The organism is Pantoea sp. ICBG 1758 (assembly GCF_002928325.1).
Taxonomy (GTDB): Bacteria; Pseudomonadota; Gammaproteobacteria; order Enterobacterales; family Enterobacteriaceae; genus Pantoea; species Pantoea eucrina.
In genome coordinates this window covers 45,191-63,163 of record NZ_POWL01000001.1, presented here as the reverse complement: position 1 = coordinate 63,163, position 17,973 = coordinate 45,191, and the positions used below count along the sequence as shown (strand labels likewise).

At 57.1% G+C, this 17,973-nt stretch carries 13 protein-coding genes and 1 tRNA gene; 6 read left to right on the top strand and 8 right to left on the bottom strand.

Translation table 11 applies throughout. The annotated features are described in order from the left end of the window. Positions 1-210 precede the first annotated feature (210 nt). Positions 211-1,377, bottom strand: a complete 1,167-nt coding sequence (locus tag C1Y41_RS00315) for a cyanate transporter (protein WP_104084613.1) — start codon at positions 1,375-1,377, stop codon at positions 211-213. Positions 1,378-1,464: 87 nt separating this feature from the next. On the opposite strand from C1Y41_RS00315, the gene C1Y41_RS00310 reads away from it, so the two are divergent. Together C1Y41_RS00310 and C1Y41_RS00305 are read left to right on the top strand one after the other, a co-directional pair. Next, positions 1,465-2,325: a LysR family transcriptional regulator gene (locus C1Y41_RS00310; RefSeq protein WP_071668600.1), complete on the top strand. Its 861-nt coding sequence runs from the start codon at positions 1,465-1,467 to the stop codon at positions 2,323-2,325. 89 nt (positions 2,326-2,414) lie between these two features. Beyond that, positions 2,415-3,785: an amidohydrolase gene (locus C1Y41_RS00305; protein ID WP_104084612.1), complete on the top strand. Its 1,371-nt coding sequence runs from the start codon at positions 2,415-2,417 to the stop codon at positions 3,783-3,785. Positions 3,786-4,727: 942 nt separating this feature from the next. Here the strand turns inward: C1Y41_RS00305 and C1Y41_RS00295 are convergent. Continuing rightward, positions 4,728-4,925, bottom strand: a complete 198-nt coding sequence (locus C1Y41_RS00295; protein ID WP_039382914.1) for a hypothetical protein — start codon at positions 4,923-4,925, stop codon at positions 4,728-4,730. A 370-nt stretch (positions 4,926-5,295) separates the two neighbouring features. Here C1Y41_RS00295 and dbpA point away from each other — a divergent pair, with 370 nt between their 5' ends. The 3 genes from dbpA (at position 5,296) to C1Y41_RS00280 (ending at position 9,646) form a co-directional block, all read left to right on the top strand. Next, positions 5,296-6,675 carry an ATP-dependent RNA helicase DbpA gene (dbpA, locus tag C1Y41_RS00290; protein ID WP_104084610.1) on the top strand — a complete coding sequence of 460 codons (1,380 nt, stop codon included), beginning with the start codon at positions 5,296-5,298 and terminating at the stop codon, positions 6,673-6,675. 141 nt (positions 6,676-6,816) lie between these two features. Beyond that, complete coding sequence (locus C1Y41_RS00285; RefSeq protein ID WP_039382912.1) at positions 6,817-7,779, top strand: chemotaxis protein; 963 nt, start codon at positions 6,817-6,819, stop codon at positions 7,777-7,779. 310 nt (positions 7,780-8,089) lie between these two features. Continuing rightward, positions 8,090-9,646 (top strand): methyl-accepting chemotaxis protein, encoded by a 1,557-nt coding sequence (locus C1Y41_RS00280; RefSeq protein WP_104084609.1) that lies wholly within the window; start codon positions 8,090-8,092, stop codon positions 9,644-9,646. Positions 9,647-9,687: 41 nt separating this feature from the next. On the opposite strand, the gene C1Y41_RS00275 is transcribed toward C1Y41_RS00280, so the two are convergent. The 4 genes from C1Y41_RS00275 to C1Y41_RS00260 all read right to left on the bottom strand — a co-directional run bounded on the left by C1Y41_RS00275 (position 9,688) and on the right by C1Y41_RS00260 (position 14,617). Beyond that, positions 9,688-10,974, bottom strand: coding sequence for an HAAAP family serine/threonine permease (locus tag C1Y41_RS00275; RefSeq protein ID WP_104084608.1), 1,287 nt, complete (start codon positions 10,972-10,974; stop codon positions 9,688-9,690). A gap of 351 nt (positions 10,975-11,325) precedes the next feature. Beyond that, positions 11,326-12,321: a glycosyltransferase family A protein gene (locus C1Y41_RS00270; RefSeq protein ID WP_104084607.1), complete on the bottom strand. Its 996-nt coding sequence runs from the start codon at positions 12,319-12,321 to the stop codon at positions 11,326-11,328. Beyond that, positions 12,318-13,625 (bottom strand): flippase, encoded by a 1,308-nt coding sequence (locus C1Y41_RS00265; protein ID WP_071668493.1) that lies wholly within the window; start codon positions 13,623-13,625, stop codon positions 12,318-12,320. Before C1Y41_RS00265 ends, C1Y41_RS00270 begins: the two co-directional genes overlap by 4 nt. A gap of 11 nt (positions 13,626-13,636) precedes the next feature. Next, a complete protein-coding gene (locus C1Y41_RS00260) occupies positions 13,637-14,617 on the bottom strand; it encodes a glycosyltransferase family 2 protein (protein ID WP_104084606.1) in 981 nt (326 codons plus the stop codon). 900 nt (positions 14,618-15,517) lie between these two features. Here C1Y41_RS00260 and C1Y41_RS00255 point away from each other — a divergent pair. Further along, positions 15,518-17,416 (top strand): flagellin, encoded by a 1,899-nt coding sequence (locus C1Y41_RS00255; protein ID WP_039382900.1) that lies wholly within the window; start codon positions 15,518-15,520, stop codon positions 17,414-17,416. A gap of 16 nt (positions 17,417-17,432) precedes the next feature. Here C1Y41_RS00255 and C1Y41_RS00250 read toward each other — a convergent pair whose 3' ends face one another. Then, complete coding sequence (locus C1Y41_RS00250) at positions 17,433-17,642, bottom strand: hypothetical protein (protein ID WP_039382899.1); 210 nt, start codon at positions 17,640-17,642, stop codon at positions 17,433-17,435. Between the two features lie 135 nt (positions 17,643-17,777). After that, positions 17,778-17,853 (bottom strand) — tRNA-Thr (locus tag C1Y41_RS00245). Between the last annotated feature and the right edge of the window lie 120 nt (positions 17,854-17,973).

Genomic DNA, 17,973 nt, shown 5'->3' with positions numbered 1-17,973 from the left:
TCTCCGGAGGAGTGAAACCGGCACGGTGCAGCAAAACATGCACCGTGCAACAGTGCCCGTGACGCGCTGAAAGTGGTCGGACCGCATTCAGGAAACCGGGCTTATGGCGTCAGATAGTTAATGCGTTGTTAACTGAAAGCAACGCATTGCGGGAGAATTTTGCAGCAGTGTGACCAGGCAAAAAGGTTTTAGCGCTTTTGGTAGGACCAATCAGCGCGACACGTGAGTAAATACGCCGGTATAGCTGTGCGGATGAAAGCGCAGGTTCAGCGCAATCAGGCCCAGCGTAATCATACCCTGCATCAGCCAGACGCTGGAGAAGCTGCCGCTGAACGCCTGCAGCTGGCCGGCGACAAACGGCATGCAGCCGGCAATGATAAACCCGGCGCCCTGCATAAATGCCACCAGGCGTGCGCCCGCCTGCGGGTGTGGCAGGTGATCAAGTGCCAGCACCATCGTCAGCGGAAACGCGGCACCCAGGCCAAACCCGGCCACTGCGGCCCAGCACCAGGGGGCGAACTGCGGCGCAACCAGCAGGCCAGCCATACCGGTCAGCTGACAGAGCAGGCTGAAAATCAGCGGCGGACGCCGGTCGGTGTGGCGGGCCAGCAGCGGCATCAGCAGCGCACCGATAACCTGACACAAAATCATTACGCCAAGCAGTGAACCGCCCGCCTGTTCACTCCAGCCGGCCTGCTGATACGCGTCCGGGAGCCACGCCACGCAGGTGGCGTAGCCGCCGTTTACCAGGCCAAAACTCAGCGCCAGCGACCAGGCGCGCGGCGTGCGCCACAGCGGGGGCAGCGCCGGTGCCGGCTGCGTCGCCGTCGCCGGCAGCCTTATCCGCAGCCAGAGCAGCAGGGCCAGCAGCGCTGGTAAAGCCCAGCTGCTTAACGCCAGCGTCCAGCCCATTCTGGCGCTGATCCAGGGCGTCAGCGTCGCCGCCACCCCGCCGCCGCCCATCAGCGCCCCCGCCCACAGCCCGGTTACGGCAGCGCTGCGCTGTGCAAAACGCTGGCGGATCACACCCGGCATCGCCATCTGCACCACGCCAGCACCGAGGCCCGCAACCAGCGCGCTGGCGACCAGTCCGCTGCCGCTGCCGGTAGCTGCACGCGCCAGCAGCGCCAGCAGCAGCAGCAGTAATCCCGCCTGCAGCAGGCGCTGCAGCGCAATACGCTGTAAAAGCGATGCGCTCAGCAGCGCCACCGCGCCCATCATGATCATCGGCACCGCCGGCAGCAGCGACGCCGCCAGCGGTGACAGGCCGATCGCCTGGCGCAGCTGACCGAGCAACGGGCTGACCGACGTCAGCAGCGGACGCATATTCAGTCCGGCCAGGATCAGGGCGGCCAGCGTCAGCGAATTTCTGTTCATAAACACTCTCAGTGTTAAAAGGTTGCCAGCATCGCAGCAGTAGTTACTATTGGGAAATAAAATAATGCCATAGCGAACAGTGGAAAAATGAATCGTCAGCCTATGTTTACGCCTCAGCAGCTGCTGAGCTTTGTTGCCGTCTGCGAAACCGCCAGCTTTACCCGAGCCGCCGGGCGGGTTCATCTTTCTCAGTCCACCGTCAGCCAGCAGGTGCGCCGGCTGGAGGAGATGCTCGGCAAAGCGCTGCTGGTACGCACGTCACATCAGGTTACGCTGACCGAAGAGGGTGAAAAGATGCTGGCCTACGCGCGCCGCATCATTACGCTTAACGGTGAAGCGTGGGATGTCATGGGCGATACCTGGCGAGACGGCGTTCTGCGGCTTGGCGTACCGGAAGATTTTGCAGCGCCGACCGCCGGGCTGCTGGCGGATTTCAGCCGGGCACACCCGCAGCTGCGTCTTGATGTTATGAGCGGCATGTATGTTGATCTGCACCGTGCATGGCTGCGTGAAGAGCTGGATATCATGCTCATCAAGCAGCCCGGCGGCGAGCGTCCCCTCGCCTCGCGCCCTGAGCCGCTGCTCTGGCTCGATAGCCAGGCTCATCCCTGCTTTACCCGCTCGCCGGTCCCGCTGGTGGTATTCCCGCAGCAGGGACTCTACCGGGAGGAGATGTGCCAGGCGCTGGACCAGCTGGCGCGCAGCTGGCGCATCAGCTACAGCAGTGCCAGCCTGGCGGCGCTCGCCAGCGCCAGCGAAGCCGGACTGGGCCTGACGCTACTGCCCGCCAGCTGCCGTCTCCCCGGCCATCGCGTGCTGGGCCTCGCCGAGGGTCTGCCGCCGGTCACACATTTTGAGCTGGCGCTGTTCTGCCGTCTGCCGCAGGATGCGCTGCAGCAGACGCTGGCGCAGGCGCTGGCTGAGTTCTGCCATCTGCAGTGGCAGTGATTTTTCCACTGCCGGGCAGTGGCAAATATCGCAGCGGCGGCCCGGCAGATTTGTCAGATTAGGGTTTTCCCTGCGATCCGGAGCCTTTTATGTCCGTTACCTCTGCCAGCCGTCGTTCTTTTCTCAGCCAGGGCGTTCGCCTGACCGCCGCCGGAAGCCTGCTGGCTGCCGGTATGAGTCGCGCCGCGCCGTTACCCGCTCTTCCAGCCTGTCAGACTGCCCTACCCCCGCCTGACGCTGCTCACTATCAGCTCTGCAACGTGCGTCTTGAAGAGGCGTTTGAACGCGAAGGCGGCGAGGTGATCGCCACCCGCACCGCGTACTACAACCTCACGATTAAAGAGGGGCTGTTTGTCGCGATTGAGCCAGCCAGCACGCCACGCAACGCTGCGCTGCCGCAGTGGGATGCACAGGGCGCGCTGCTGCTGCCTCGCACCCGTGATATGCATATCCACCTTGATAAGACGTTTTACGGCGGCTCGTGGCAGGCTCCGCGCCCGCGTCAGGGCAAAACCATTATGGATATGATCGCCCGGGAAGAGGTGCTGATCCCGCAGCTGCTCCCCACTTCACAGGCGCGTGCCGAAGCGCTGATTGCCCTGCTGCAGAGCAAAGGCACCACCGAAGCGCGCAGCCACTGCAACATCGATCCGGTCAGCGGCCTGCAGAGCCTGGCGCACCTGCAGCAGGCGCTGGCACAGCATCCCGATTTCCGCTGCGGAATTGTTGCCTTTCCGCAACACGGCCTGCTGCACTCAAAGGTTGATCGGCTGATGCGCGAGGCGATGCAGCCGGGCGTCACGCATGTGGGCGGCCTCGATCCGACCAGCGTTGATGGCGCAATGGAAGCGTCGCTTGATGCGATGTTTCAGATAGCGCTCGACTATCAGCGCGGCGTGGATATCCATCTGCACGAAATCAGCGCGGCGGGCGTAGCGGCTATTCAGTACATGATTGATACCGTTGCCCGTCATCCGCAGCTTAAAGGGCGCGTAACGCTGAGCCACGGCTTTGCACTGGCCACGCTGGAAGGAGATGCGCTGGATCGGATGATTGCCGGCATGGCGGAGCAGCAGATTAGCCTGGCGTCCACCATTCCGATCGGCAGACTGACCATGCCGCTGCCGCAGCTGCAGGCGGCAGGCGTCAACGTGATGACCGGCACTGACAGCGTGATCGATCACTGGTCCCCTTTTGGCACCGGCAGCATGCTGGAAAAAGCCAATCTCTATGCTCAGCTTTACCGCGGCTCTGATGAGTATGGGCTAAGCCGCGCGCTGCATATCGCAACCGGAGGTATTCTGCCGCTCTCTAATCAGGGCGTGCGGCAGTGGCCTGCGCTGCAGGATGAAGCCAGCATGATGCTGGTGTCAGCCAGCTGCTCCGCTGAAGCCGTGGCGCGGATTGCGCCGGTGCAGGCCACCTTTCAGCGGGGCAAAGTGGTGTTTTTTGCCGGTTAAGCGCCGGTTCTGTTCGCCGTCAGCTGCGGCCGGGCAGAGGACGTCTGGCCGCGCCCTCTGCACTCTCCCCGGCCCTGCGCTGCTTAGCGCCCAACCATGGGGCTGGTATGGATGCCGGTTCCGTTCGCTACGGGGTGCCGGGGCCGGTTCCGTTCGCCGTCAGCTGCGGCAGCTGCCTTTGCCCCGGCGCGGCGACCGGGCAGAGGACGCCTGGCCGCGCCCTCTGCACTCCCCGGCCCTGCGCCAGCCCCGCCCGCCGCTGCGCGGTTCCCTCGCTCACGCCCGCTTCCCGGGGACCGGCCGCCATTCGCTCCTGCTCACCGCGCCCTTTCGCCGACGTCCTGTCGGCTCATCCCGGAACCGTGCCCTCCCTCGGCGGACCCGGATGGCGCTTCCCGCCGCTGCTGCTTTTTTTCTCTTCAATAAGTGTCTTATGGCTGAAGGTTTTGTAGAGAAGCTTCAGCGCACACCAAACCAAATTAAAAAAAAGAAATGAAGAATTTGCAGGCGGGGAAAAGGGGCGCCATCCGCAGCGCCGGGCGCAGCGTGACGGCCAGGGGAGCCGGCAGGACGCCGGCGAGAGCGCGGGCTGAGCAGGAGCGAATCCGCGCGGTCCGTTAAGGCCGGAGGGATAAGCCCGGGAATTCGCGAGGACGGCGCGGGGCGCGGATTGCTAAGGGGCGCGCCCACCCGGCCCTTAGCCCGTCCGCATGCGGAGATGCCGCTGAAACTGCCAGAAGCCTGGCGGGCGGAACCCCTCCGGTGCCGCGCACAGCCCTGCCCTGACGGGCGGAACCCCTCCGGTGCCGCGCTCAGCCCTGCCCTGACGGGCGGAACCCTCTCAGTGCCCCGCGCTGCTAAGCACCCAGCCCAAAAACAAAAAAGCCTCCGGCTGGAGGCTTTTGTCTTACTAACCGGCGACACCCGCCGCTGCATAGCGTTTTACGACAACATCTGAATTGCCAGCGCGTAGAGGCGCTGATGATCATCGTCACTGACTGGCTCTTCTTCCGCATAACAGGCGATCATTGAGCTGACTTTATCAGAGGATAAAGCTTCTCCATGAAGGTGCAGCGTTAATACGGCGCGGCCGACGATTTTCAGAATGTCTTCGCTATGTCCCTGGAGACTATGACTCAATGAAATTGACCTCTGAAGTAAATTCGTTCGCCAAATGGCGCGCTCAATATAGATCAGAACAACAAGGGTTTTTAATAAGAATTTCCTTATGCTGCGTAATATATAAGCCTGACCCGGGGAAAATTTATCTTAAATTGCCGCTGAAAAACGCACTAAAAGCGTTAATCTCCTTATTTGCTGAGTGATTTTTATACGCCAACGGATCGTTACGGATAATAACTTATTAAAACTTTGCAACAATAACCCCCCTGATGCGGGACAGGCTTTTGTTCTCTCTCCGGCCGTATGCATCAGGCGAATTACCGTTGCTGCCCGCGTGGCTTTCTGCCAGACTGGCCGCGTTATCTTCCCTCCTATCTGAGACATCTTTGTGACTGCTTTTTCAACCCTGACGCAACTGCCCGCCAGCCAGCTCGACAACCTGCGCGATATGGGCTTTGATGCGATGACGCCTATCCAGGCAGCGTCGCTTCCCGCCATACTTGCCGGCCGCGATGTGCGTGCGCAGGCGAAGACCGGCAGCGGCAAAACCGCTGCGTTCGGTATCGGCCTGCTTAATCGTATCGACAACAGCCAGTTTCATACCCAGGCGCTGGTGCTCTGCCCGACGCGTGAACTGGCTGAACAGGTCAGCAATGTGCTGCGTCAGCTGGCACGTTTTACGCGCAATATTAAAATTCTCACGCTGTGTGGCGGCCAGCCGATGAGCACACAGCGCGATTCGCTGGTGCATGCCCCGCACATCGTCGTCGGCACGCCAGGCCGACTGCTGGATCACCTTAAGCGCGACAATCTCGATCTCAGCCAGCTGCAGACGCTGGTGCTCGACGAAGCCGACCGCATGCTGGAGATGGGTTTCCGCGACGATATGGAAGCGATTATTGGCTTCACGCCCGCGGCACGGCAGACGCTACTTTTCTCCGCCACCTGGCCTGACACCATTGCCAGCCTGAGCCAGCGCTTTCAGCGCGACGCGCTGGCGGTTGCAACGGAAACCGAAGCGGAGCTGCCTGCGATTGAGCAGCAGTTTATCGAAGCGAGCGCAGGCGAGCGCGTTAACCTGTTGTGCGCCCTGCTGAGTCAGCACCAGCCCGCCTCCTGCGTGGTGTTCTGCAACACCAAACGCGAGTGCGATGATATTGCCGCTGCGCTGAACGATCGCGATATCAGCGCGCTGGCGCTGCATGGCGATCTGGAACAGCGCGATCGTGAGCGCGTGCTGATCCGCTTTGCCAACGGCAGCAGCCGCGTCCTGATCGCCACCGACGTAGCCGCACGCGGTCTGGATATCAAATCGCTGGCGCTGGTCGTCAACCTTGAGCTGGCGTGGGATCCAGAAGTGCACCTGCACCGCATTGGTCGCACCGGGCGAGCGGGTGAAAAAGGGCTCGCGGTGAGCTTTGTGGCACCTGACGGCATGGCTCGCGCCCATGCGCTGGAGGATTACCTGCAGCAGAAACTTAACTGGGTGGCGGCCGCTACCTTAAAAGGCAGAGCGGCACAGGCGCTTCCTGCGGCCATGATGACACTCTGTATTGATGGCGGACGCAAAGCAAAAATCCGTCCGGGTGATATCCTGGGCGCGCTGACAGGCGAAGCGGGCTTCAGCGCCGATCAGATCGGTAAAATTGACCTGACACCGTCGCACGCCTATGTCGCTATTGCGGCAGCGCAGGCGAAAAAAGCGCTGATCAGGCTCAAAGAGGGCAAAATCAAAGGGAAAAGCGTACGCGCGATTCTCCTGAAATAGCATGGCCATAGCGTGAGGGCGATCGCGCCCTTGCGCTAAATCTTCCCCTTCTCCCTTCATTTTTCGCGCGCCCTGCCGATAAGTTAATCATGGCACTTCCGCCCTCTCCCTGCTCCGCCCAGATTCTGCCCCGAGGCCATGATGGATAATTTTCAGAAAGAGATCGACGAACGCGCAAACCTGGCGCTGTCCAACAAATTTGAACTGCTGCTGTTTCGGCTGGGTTCCGATCGGCTGAAAGGCAAATCTGAGCTGTATGGCATCAACGTGTTCAAGCTGCGCGAAATTGTGCCGATGCCGGCGATTACGCGCGCGGCCGGTATGAACTCGCCGCTGCTGGGTATGGCCAGTATCCGGGGGCAGTTTATTCCGGTTATCGATCTGCCGGCCGTAACCGGCTGCAAGCCGGAAACCGGTCTGAATCTGCTGCTGGTTACTGAATATGCGCGCAGTACTCAGGCGTTCGCGGTGGAGTCGGTAGAGAATATTGTGCGTCTCGACTGGAGTCAGGTGCATACCGCAGAAGCGGGGATCAGCAGCCGCAATATCACCAGTATCGCCTGTCTTGACAGCGATGGCGAAAGCAACAATCTGGCGCTGGTACTCGACGTAGAGCAGATCCTCTATGACATTATTCCTTCGGTGCGCGGCGTTGAGCCTGACGCTAAGACCGCGAAAAACTTTAACCTGAAGCCGGGCGCAGTCGCTATCGTGGCGGAAGATTCTAAAGTGGCCCGCCAGCTGCTCGAACAGGGACTGAAAAGCATGGGTATTCCGGCCCTGATGCACAATACCGGCCTGGAAGCGTGGATAAAAATCAACGAAATGAAGAAAGAAGCGCAGGCCAGCGGCGAATCGATTCACGATAAAATCGCCCTGGTTCTGACCGATCTGGAGATGCCGGAGATGGATGGCTTCACGCTGACGCGTAATATCAAGCGTGATGACACACTGCGCCATATACCGGTCGTCATCCACTCTTCGCTTTCCGGCAGCGCCAATGAAGATCACGTGCGTAAAGTGGGCGCCGATGGTTATGTGGCAAAATTCGAGATCAATGAGCTCTCCAGTGCCATTTTCAGCGTGCTGGAAAAACAGCGCTAAATCCGCCCTGTTCCCCCTTCCCTTTAAGGCGCGACTATCGCGCCTTTTTTATTGCGGCTATTCCTTCCGCCCTGAAACAGTACCGCTTATTTACCATCATTTAGTACTGCTAACCGATCTTCGCTACCGCGCGCAAAAATTAAAGTAAATATATTAGTTACCGATAACTGTTGCGCCTGCGCTGGCGTTTTCAGGGATAACCTGCGCAGACAGATTTCCATTTTTCTTTTAAAAACAGTCTTTCGCAGCAAATTAATCATTTGCTGACGCATCCTATTACTGTCTGATTTCTGGCAAACAGGGAGAACCAATGTTGAGCATCAAGAATATGAAAGTCGGGGTACGCCTGGGCATCGCCTTTGGCCTGGTAGTGGCCCTGTTAATGGTGGTGGGCGTTACGTCGTGGCTGAAAATCAGCAATATTAAAACCGGCATTACCTCCATTGTAGAAGATCGTTTTGTTAAGGTTCGCCTCGGCTTCGACGTGCGCGATGGCGTGAATGACCAGATAAAATATCTGCGCGGTATCGTGATTGATACCACCCGACCGGAAAATAACGTTAAACGCTTTGCTCAGCTTGCGGATGCGACGGCGCAGACCAACAGCGCGATGAAAAAAATTGAGGCCATTCAGGTTACGCCGGTAGGTAAAAAGAAAATTGCCGGATTACTTGCCGCCAGCAAACTGTTTGAACAGCAAAAAAATGATGTGCTGGCGCTGGTGCGGGACGGCAAGACAGATGAAGCCAGCAACTACGTGCTGAAGAAGATTACCCAGACGCAAAACACCTTTTTGCTCAGCGCGGCCGCTTTTGCCGACTCTCAGGCCAGCCAGCTGCATCAGGAGGGAGTAGGCATCATTAAAGATGGCACCACGGCGATTCAGGTTTCCGTTATTTTTACGGCTATCGCCATCGCGGCTGCCGTGCTGCTGGGCCTGCTGCTGACCCGTTCCATCGTGCGTCCGCTTAATGAAGCTGTCGCCGTCGCCAGCAAAGTTGCCGCCGGCGATCTCAGCTCGCGCATAACGGTCCGCAGTAAAGATGAAACCGGCGTGCTGATGCAGGCGCTGCAGACCATGAACGACAATCTGATGACCATCGTCTCTAACGTGCGCGCCGGCTCCGATACCATCGCCGTCGCCTCTAATCAGATCTCCAGCGGCAATATCGATCTCTCTTCGCGCACCGAGCAGCAGGCGAGCTCGCTGGAAGAGACCGCTTCCGCGATGGAGCAGATGACCGCGACCGTGAAGCACAACGCCGATAACGCGCGCGAAGCAAACTCGCTGGTCTCAAAAACCTCTGAGGTGGCTAAAGAGGGTGGCGTGGTGATGGAGCAGGTTATCGATAAAATGGAGGCGATTACTTACTCCTCGAAGAAGATTGTCGATATTATCAGCGTCATCGACTCTATCGCTTTCCAGACCAATATTCTGTCGCTTAACGCCGCCGTTGAGGCAGCGCGTGCCGGCGAACAGGGACGCGGCTTTGCCGTGGTGGCATCGGAAGTGCGTAACCTGGCCCAGCGCTCCGCCTCCGCCGCTAAAGAGATTAAAGTCCTGATTGAAGATTCCGTGACCAAAGTTGATGAAGGCAGCCGCCTGGTGACGCACGCCGGATCTACCATAAGTGAAGTCGTCAGCAGCGTGCAGAGCGTGGCTGAGATTATGAGCGAAATTACCATTGCCAGCAGCGAACAGAGCAGCGGCATTGGTGAGATTAATCAGGCTATTACGCAGATGGAAGCGGTGACGCAGCAGAATGCCTCGCTGGTGCAGGAAGCATCTGCCGCCTCGCAGGCGCTGCAGGAGCAGGCCGATCGGCTGGCGCAGTCAATGAGCGTGTTTAAAACCGCGCTGGCGTAATGCCCACGGCCGGGCCGCCGGTGACGGCGACCCGGCTGCGGTCAGTTGAACAGCGACCAGGCGACAGAAGAGATCGCCAGCACTCCGATAATCACCACAAAGAGGTTGCTGATTTTCCCGCTGTACTGGCGCATTGCCGGCACTTTCTGAATCGCATACATCGGCATCAAAAACAGGATTGCCGCGATAACCGGCCCGCCCAGCGTTTCAATCATGCCAAGAATACTGGGGTTCAGCGTGGCCACCAGCCAGGTGGTCAGCAGCATAAACAGCGTGGTCAGCCGGTTCAGCTTCTGCGGCGCGATCGCTTTACCCCGGCTGCGCAGCGATTTGGTGACGATGCCGTTAAAGCCTTCGCGCGCCCCCAGGTAGTGACCCAGGAACGATTTCGTGATCGCCACCATCGCGACAATCGGACCCAGCCAGGCGATCATCGGCACCTGAAAATGGTTAGCCAGATAAGAAAGAATGGTAATGTTCTGCGCTTTGGCCGCCTGCAGATCGGCTGGCGACAGGCTCAGCACGCAGCTGAACACAAAAAACATCACCGTGACCACCATCATCAGATGCGCGCTGGCCAGTATGCGCGAGCAGCGTTTTTCCGCACCGGCGCCATATTCGTCGCGTTTTGCGACGGCAAAAGACGAGATAATCGGCGAATGGTTAAATGAAAAAACCATCACCGGAATGGCCAGCCACAGCGTCATCCACAGATTGCCGCTGCCCGTTGCCTCGCTAAACGACAGCGTCTGCAGCGCGGCACCGTGCCAGTGCGGAACCAGCCAGGCGGCCAGCAGCATCAGGACGGCAACAAACGGAAAGACCAGAATACTCATCGCCTTCACGATCATCTGCTCGCCAAAGCGCACGATAACCATCATCCCGCTGATCAGCAGCAGCGACAGCAGCGCGCGCGGCGGCGACACCAGGCCAAGCTGATGCACAATAAAACTGTCTACGGTATTGGTGATGGCCACGCTGTACATCAGCAGAATGGGATAGATAGCAAAAAAGTAGAGCAGCGTGATGATTTTACCCGCCCCGCTGCCAAAGTGCTCTTCCACCACGTCAGTGATATCTTCGCCCGGATTTTTACCCGAGAGGACGAAACGCGTCAGCGCGCGGTGCGCATAGAAGGTCATCGGGAACGCCAGTACGGCCATGATCAGCAGCGGCAGCAGCCCGCCCGCGCCGGCGTTAATCGGCAGAAACAGCACTCCGGCACCAATCGCCGTACCATACAGACCCAGCATCCACACCGTGTCACTCTTGCTCCAGCCCCTGGCCGCTCTGGCGGTTGCCAGCGTGCTGGTTTGTGAGTTGTTCATCACTCTCTCCAGATTCATCATTATTGCAGCCGGTCTCCGGCTCTCTGTTCACGGTCAGCCGCTGCGGGCTGCCGTTTAACCGCGCTCATGCTATACGTTTTTGTCACCGTGCGGGGGTTACAACGCAAGATACGCGTCACAAAAGCAGCAAAAATGCGCAGGCTGGTAAATTTATGCTTTAAAAATGCACAAAACCGGCGCGCAATCGATTGCCTGACGTTATTTGACCTGAGTCACAAAAATTGTGCAAGTGAAGGTAGTAACCGGTGAGTAAAAGCAGCGGTCTCTCCCGGCTGCTGCCCTCTTCTGCCAGAGACAGAGATCGGAGGGCAACGCCGGGAGGGTCAGGGATCAGAATGCGCGCATTCTGTATAACGCATAGAGGAAATAGTACGCTGTGAGTGAGTTCAGATTCATAATCATGTACTTCAGTTTTTCATTTTTATTCAGCAGCGTGAAGATACCTTTCGAGTATTTTCCGCGCTTTATCTGTTCTATTTCTGTTGCGATATCTGCCGGTGAAAAGGAAGCGTGGTACATGGCAGTGACAATCTGCATATCCAGCGCCAGCACGCGCTTTGAGATCCCTTTCAGGAAGTGATCTAGCTCGCTGGCCTGATATTTATCGACGATGGTGTCATACAGCGCGGTCAGCGACTGCTTACGCACCTTTAATTCACTGTACTGTACCTTCTGCTTGGAGAGCGAGCCGCTGGTATCTTCATAGTGATAGGCCGCGTTAGGCGTAATCAGGAAGTTGCTGATGCAGCTGAAATATTTCAGGTTAAACAGCAGATCTTCACTCATTGAGATCCCCTCAAGAAAACGCAGATTCAGGGATTCAATAATCTCCCGGCGGTAGCATTTATTATGCAGATAGCCGATGTTGTCGCTGATCTCCAGTTCGCCCAGCACATAAGGGATATCGTGCTGGCTGAAAAAGCCCGCCTGCGAAACCTTGCCAATGCGATCGTTATTCAGGTGGCCAACCATCAGGTCTACGGTTTCAGCCGGCCAGGCGTTGAGATTCTGCTTAAAACTCATCAGGAAATTGTCATCAACCCAGTCGTCGGCGTCCAGGAAGAGCACGTAGTCGCCGCGCGCCTTTAACAGCCCGGTATTGCGCGCAGCGCTGACGCCGGCGTTGATCTGCTCCAGCACGGTTATCTGCGGATAACAGGCAAACTCAGACAGAATCTGCGCGCTGTTATCGCGGCTGCCGTCGTTAACCACCACCACTTCATAACTGCTGAACGTCTGGTTCAAAACGCTCAGCAGCGTGCGCCGGATGGTATTTTGTGAGTTATAAACGGGAATGATGATACTGAAGAGCGGATTGTCATTCATGATAAACTCTCTTTGCTGTCTGAGGTTTTGTAATTGCTAAATAACTGCCATAGCTTCCTGGGGTTGAAAAAAACCTGGTGGATCCGCGCCACGGGTTGCGCGGTGAAAAAATAATTAAGCAGGGAGAAAGAGACGAATTCGGTAATCACCACGCTCAGTGCAGCGCCGGTCAGGCCGTAATGCGGCACCAGCAGCAGTGAAGAGATCAGGCAGATAACCAGCACCGCGAAGGTCTTTTTGATCAGGAAGCGGTAGCCGTTATATTTCACAATGAAGCGGTCCATCACGCTGCTCAGCACACCGCACATCGCGCCCACGCTCAGCAACAGCGTCGGGGCTACCGCATCCAGATAGGCAGCGCCATAAAAATGGCCAATAAACCAGCCTGACAGCAGCCAGATCGCCACAATCACCAGCGCGGAGACGCCAATCACCAGCAGATGCAGCTGCTGCGCTTTAACGATCGCCCGCTCGCGGTTGCGCTCGGCAAAGAAAGCGGGATAAAACGACGCCAGCAGCGCGGCCGGTAAAAATACCCACGCCGTGGAGAGCGTCAGCGCCACAGAGAAAATGCCCGCCTCTTTTACGCCGAGGAAGTAAGAGACGCTTACCTGGTTGACGCGCGTATAGATGCCGACTGCAATGGCCGAAATAACCAGCGACATACCTGATGCCACCATATAGCGCGAATATTGCTTCAGCTGACGCAGCGCCGGCAGCGGTTCATGGCGGTGCTGGCGCGTAAAGAGCGCGAGCTTAATGACAAAGGGAATAAGGGTGGCGAGCACAATCGGGATCGCCAGATAGTGCGGATCCAGCTCCAGCCAGGAGATAAGGAATCGCACCGAGAGGCTGATCGCCAGCCCGATAACGTTAGCGATCACATTGAGACGGGCATTGAGCATCGCCTCGTTGTAGATGTTAACCAGATCGAGCGCCGAGAAAAGGCAGGCCAGCGCAGCGGCACAGATAAAGACCACCGCGTCCGGGCTCCACTCCGCTTTCATGATCAGCATGCCGCTGATTGCCAGGACGCTGTAGACGCCCAGCACCAGCAGGCCGGCAGCCATCATCAGACGAATACCCGAACGGTGATTCTGCGCAATGCGCTTCAGCAATATGACATCGCTGCCCATTACCGCGATGCTCTGCAAAAACTGAAAAATCAGCATTGAGAGTGAGATAATGCCGAAGGTGGTCGGGCCGACATATTTGGCGACGTAAGAGGTCACAAAAATCAGGCCAAACACGGCGATCAGCTTTTCAGCGATCATCCACATTGAGTTTCTGAGTTTCTCTTTCATTCCGGTTCCCCTTACGCTTTACGCGCCAGGCGGCGCAGCTGTGAAACGCCGCGCGGGCTGACAAAAAAGAGGGTGAAATAGAGGCTCCAGGGATTCAGCATCGGGCCGGACGAGAGATAAGCGCGGAAACTGCGGCGATACAGCGCGATATACTCTTCAATAAAGGCACCGCTGAATTCACGGCTGTTGAGCCCTTTGCTGATATAGGAAGAGGTGACCTTGAGCACGAGATGGTAGTAGTAGCGATGGTGCTGCCGGGTCATAAACGCCTTCATCCGGCCAAACGAACGCGCAAAGGAGAAGTGTTTTTCCCGCAGCGCCGAACGGGTGGCGGAGTTGTCCGACTTTACGTAGTGGTAGACCACGCGTTCGGTGACGATTACCTGCTGGTTCTGCAGCAGATAGAGGTAGTTCATCACAAACAGCAGATCTTCGAAGTTGAAGATCTCCTCGTTAAAGCGCAGCTGATGCTGCCGGATAACGTCCGCGCGAAATACCTTGTCGCAGATGCCGTGACGGGGATGGAAATAGAGCACGTCGTTGACCGCTGCCGCCGCGCTCATCTGCCGCGATGCGTCACGGTTGGCAGGCTGATCCAGCGGCTCACCGGCAGGCGTAAAATGCTGCGACTCGCCGATACACATGCCGATATTTTCCTGCATCAGCCCAGCCCAGGTGGCAAAGGCGTCGTGCGGCAAAAAATCATCAGCGTCTAAAAAACAGATAAATTTACCGCGTGCGCTGCGCAGCCCCTGATTACGTGCCGCAGAGACGCCCATATTGGACTGTTCAATGATGTGAAACTGCGGATGGTGCGCAAACCGCTCAAGAATGGCCTGCGACGTATCCGTTGAGCCATCATTGATAAAAATCGCTTCAAAGCGCATTTCCGTCTGCTGCAGCAGACTATTAATGCTTCTTTCCAGATAAGCAGCCGCGTTATACACCGGCACAATGACGCTCAGTAACACGTCGTTTACGGGATTTTGCATGAGACCTCAGAACTCGTTTTGTCAGTATTAATAAGGCGAACGCAGCGGCGTTAAACATTGCCGTTCAGATAACGCGCGTGCCTGATGGCATATTCCTGCGTCCGGCTTAACTGTATTCCGGATTTTTTTCGGAGTTTCCTCAGTAAGGAATTCCGCTAATTAAATAAATGAATACTCAATGTAATAATAAGAATTTCGCCAGCGCTGCACGCCAGAACTATTTATTATTCGTTTGTAAATGCATACCGCTGACGACGCGCAGCTGCCTGCGCTTCACCCTGCAATCCGGCTGGATGGCGGGCAAAGAGTGGCGGCTTTAGCGTTAGCTTCAGCTGGATATCATTCTTTATCAATAAGTTATCAGCGACTGACCTGCCGCACTCTGCGGCGCGACGTCGCGCAAATCGTTTTACCGACTTTTCAGCGGCCTTAACGTAACGTGTGGCAACATTAATGATATGTGCTGTGCGCCCTGCTCTTTTATTATTCCGCTGCGTCTGTTGCGCCGCGTGAGAAGCAGGAGGCGTTAATCCAGTATGGCTATCGCAGCCATACTGCAATGGGCTTCAGGCCCTTAAAATGCGATCTGTTTCAAAACTTTAAACGGCATTCTCTCCGCTGAACAAGCCAGGGTCAATGGGGAGGTCAGGAAAACAGAATTTACGCAGCGACCCTGCCGTTAATTAAAATGCAGATTGATTAGCTTTAATAAAGCAATATTACGCTGACTGATAAGATAAACGCGTAAAGGTCACCAGGATTAATATCAGTAAAAAAAGATCGCGATTCCGCTGTAAATCACAGCACCGCAGCGCTACAGCGACTTAGGTCAAATAATGGTTAAAATAAAATCACTTTCTGCCGATAACGCTATCAACAGAACAACCGGTGAGCCAGTAAATGATTTCCCTGCAAACCAACCTTTCTGCCCTCAACGCGGTGCAGAACACAAACAAAAGCCAGTCAGCGCTGGGAACAGCGATACGTAATCTCTCTTCCGGGATGCGTATCAATAGCGCAAGTGATGATGCGGCAGGCCAGGCGATAGCCAACCGGATGCAGAGTCAGCAGCGCGGTTTGCAGCAGGCGCAGCGCAACGCAGGCGATGGGCTGTCGCTGGTAAATACCACTGCCGGCGCTCTGGATGAGATCAATAACCGCGTTCAGCGGATCCGGCAGCTGGCGGTACAGGGACTGAACGGTACCCTTTCGCAGAGTGACGCCGACTCCATTCAGGGAGAGATCAACCTTAACCTGAAAGAGATCGACCGTCTGAACAGCACGGCTGCGTTTAATGGCATCAAAACGCTCGACGGCAGCGCCGGACAAATCGGTTTCCAGGTTGGTGCCAACGATCGTGAAAAGATTATGCTGGACCTTTCCGCGCCGGGCTTTAGCGTCGGCGCGCTGGGATTGAAAGATCTGGTGATTGGTGGCATCAGCGGCAAAGTGACGCCGGTTAACCGCGTGACCGGCCTTGCCACCAATATGAATTTCACCAATCCGGCTATTACTGTGACCTATACGCCTTCGTCAGGTGCGCCGCAGCTGATGCGCAGCAGCGCGGATAACCGGCAGTATGTGCAGAGCACCGGCGCTGACGGCAAGCCGGTATACTATCTGGCGGCGGTAAGCGCCCGCTGGGACACCGCTAACGCCGCCGGAACGGTGGCAATCAGCCGCGCCACATCCGCCCCGCTCTACAGCAGCGTAAACACCATAGCGGCGCGTGCTATTCCGGCCGTTAATTTTCAGCAATCGGATGGCACTGCGCTTGCCGCTACGCCCGCCGCGCATCTGACCGTTGATAACGGCAGCTATTATGTTGAGCAAGGCGGTCTCTATCACGCTGCCACGCTGGACTTTGGCAGCAGCGGAAATGTTATTGCGCAGGTCACCAGCGCCCCGACAAAAAGCAGCGCCGATTTTGCTACGCCACCGGCTGCTGTAACGCAAACGCCCGCTATCGATACCAGCAGCGCCACGCTCAGCTTTACGGATGCCAGCGGAAATAGCGTGAGTAATGCGCGGCTGCTGCAGAGCGGTTCACAGTACGTGATGGAAGTTGATAACGGCGGCGGTAATTATCAATATTTTAACGCAGCGGTGGCCGCACATACTGACGAGAACGGCAGCAGCTCGCTGGCTATCAGCGCGGTCAGCAGCAGCGCTATCAACAGTTTTAGCAGCGTAAACAGCGTAACCGGTACGGCTTACGTCACGCTGGACCCGGCAAACGTTGAGTTGCGCTATACCGACGTCTCAGGCCAGAGCGCCAGCGACGTGCTGCGACTGGACGCTGACGGCAACTACTATATGGATGCGCCGGATACCGGCATTGATAAAACAGCGACCTTTGTGACCCACGACAGCAGCGGCAGTATCATGCTGAAAACGCTGCAGGGCACCGGTGATATTCAGATCTATTTTCAGGCGGGCATCTCTTCAACCACTGATGCCTCAACCAATCTGACGACGATGCGTGTTTCAGAGATGGGCGATGAGATCCGCCTGAAGCACCCGGACGATCCGCTGGCAACGCTGGATCGCGCCCTGGCGCTGATTGACAGCCGGCGCAGCCAGCTGGGTGCGATTGCCAACCGGCTGGAGTCGGCGCAGCGGCTGCAGAGCCAGAGCACAACCGATTACGCAACAGCCCGCTCGCGTATTGAAGACGCTGACTATGCGCAGGAAGTGTCAGCGATGGCGCGTCAGCAAATTCTGCAGCAGGCCGGTAACTCCGTGCTGGCAAAGGCGCAGCAGGAACCGCAGCAGGTGCTTAAGCTGCTGCAGGGGTAAGGGGCAACCGCCCCTTTTACTCGTCAGCCGGGGCGATACTGATAATATCGAACTTCGCCACGCCATCTACGCCGGTGCCGGGAGTTTTCATCATCGCAAGATCCTGCAGCACCGCTTCATGCGCCTCTTCATCTGAAGGCTCATTTTCGCTCTCCAGTATCACCTCTTCGCGCTTTTTAACGTCGCCATCCTGATGTTCATAGGTCACTTTGTATCGGGTACTCATTGCGCATTCTCCTTTTCGGGGGGAACGCTAAGTCTGGTCAACGGATGAGAATACGTCCAGCTGGGGTCTGCCGGAGGCTGTGTTATGCAGATGCTGAAAGGGGAAGAAAAATAATCTATAAGAGATGGAATTAACTGGTGCCGGAAACAGGAGTCGAACCTGCGACCTTCGCATTACGAATGCGCTGCTCTACCAACTGAGCTACACCGGCAATGGGGCGGGAACTACGGGGAGTAAAAATAGGAAATGTGACGCGCGGCGTCAAGATGCGGTGATTCAACCGCCCGCTTTTTCAGCAGCGCCGGCGCGTTTTCCACCACAAAAAAAAAGG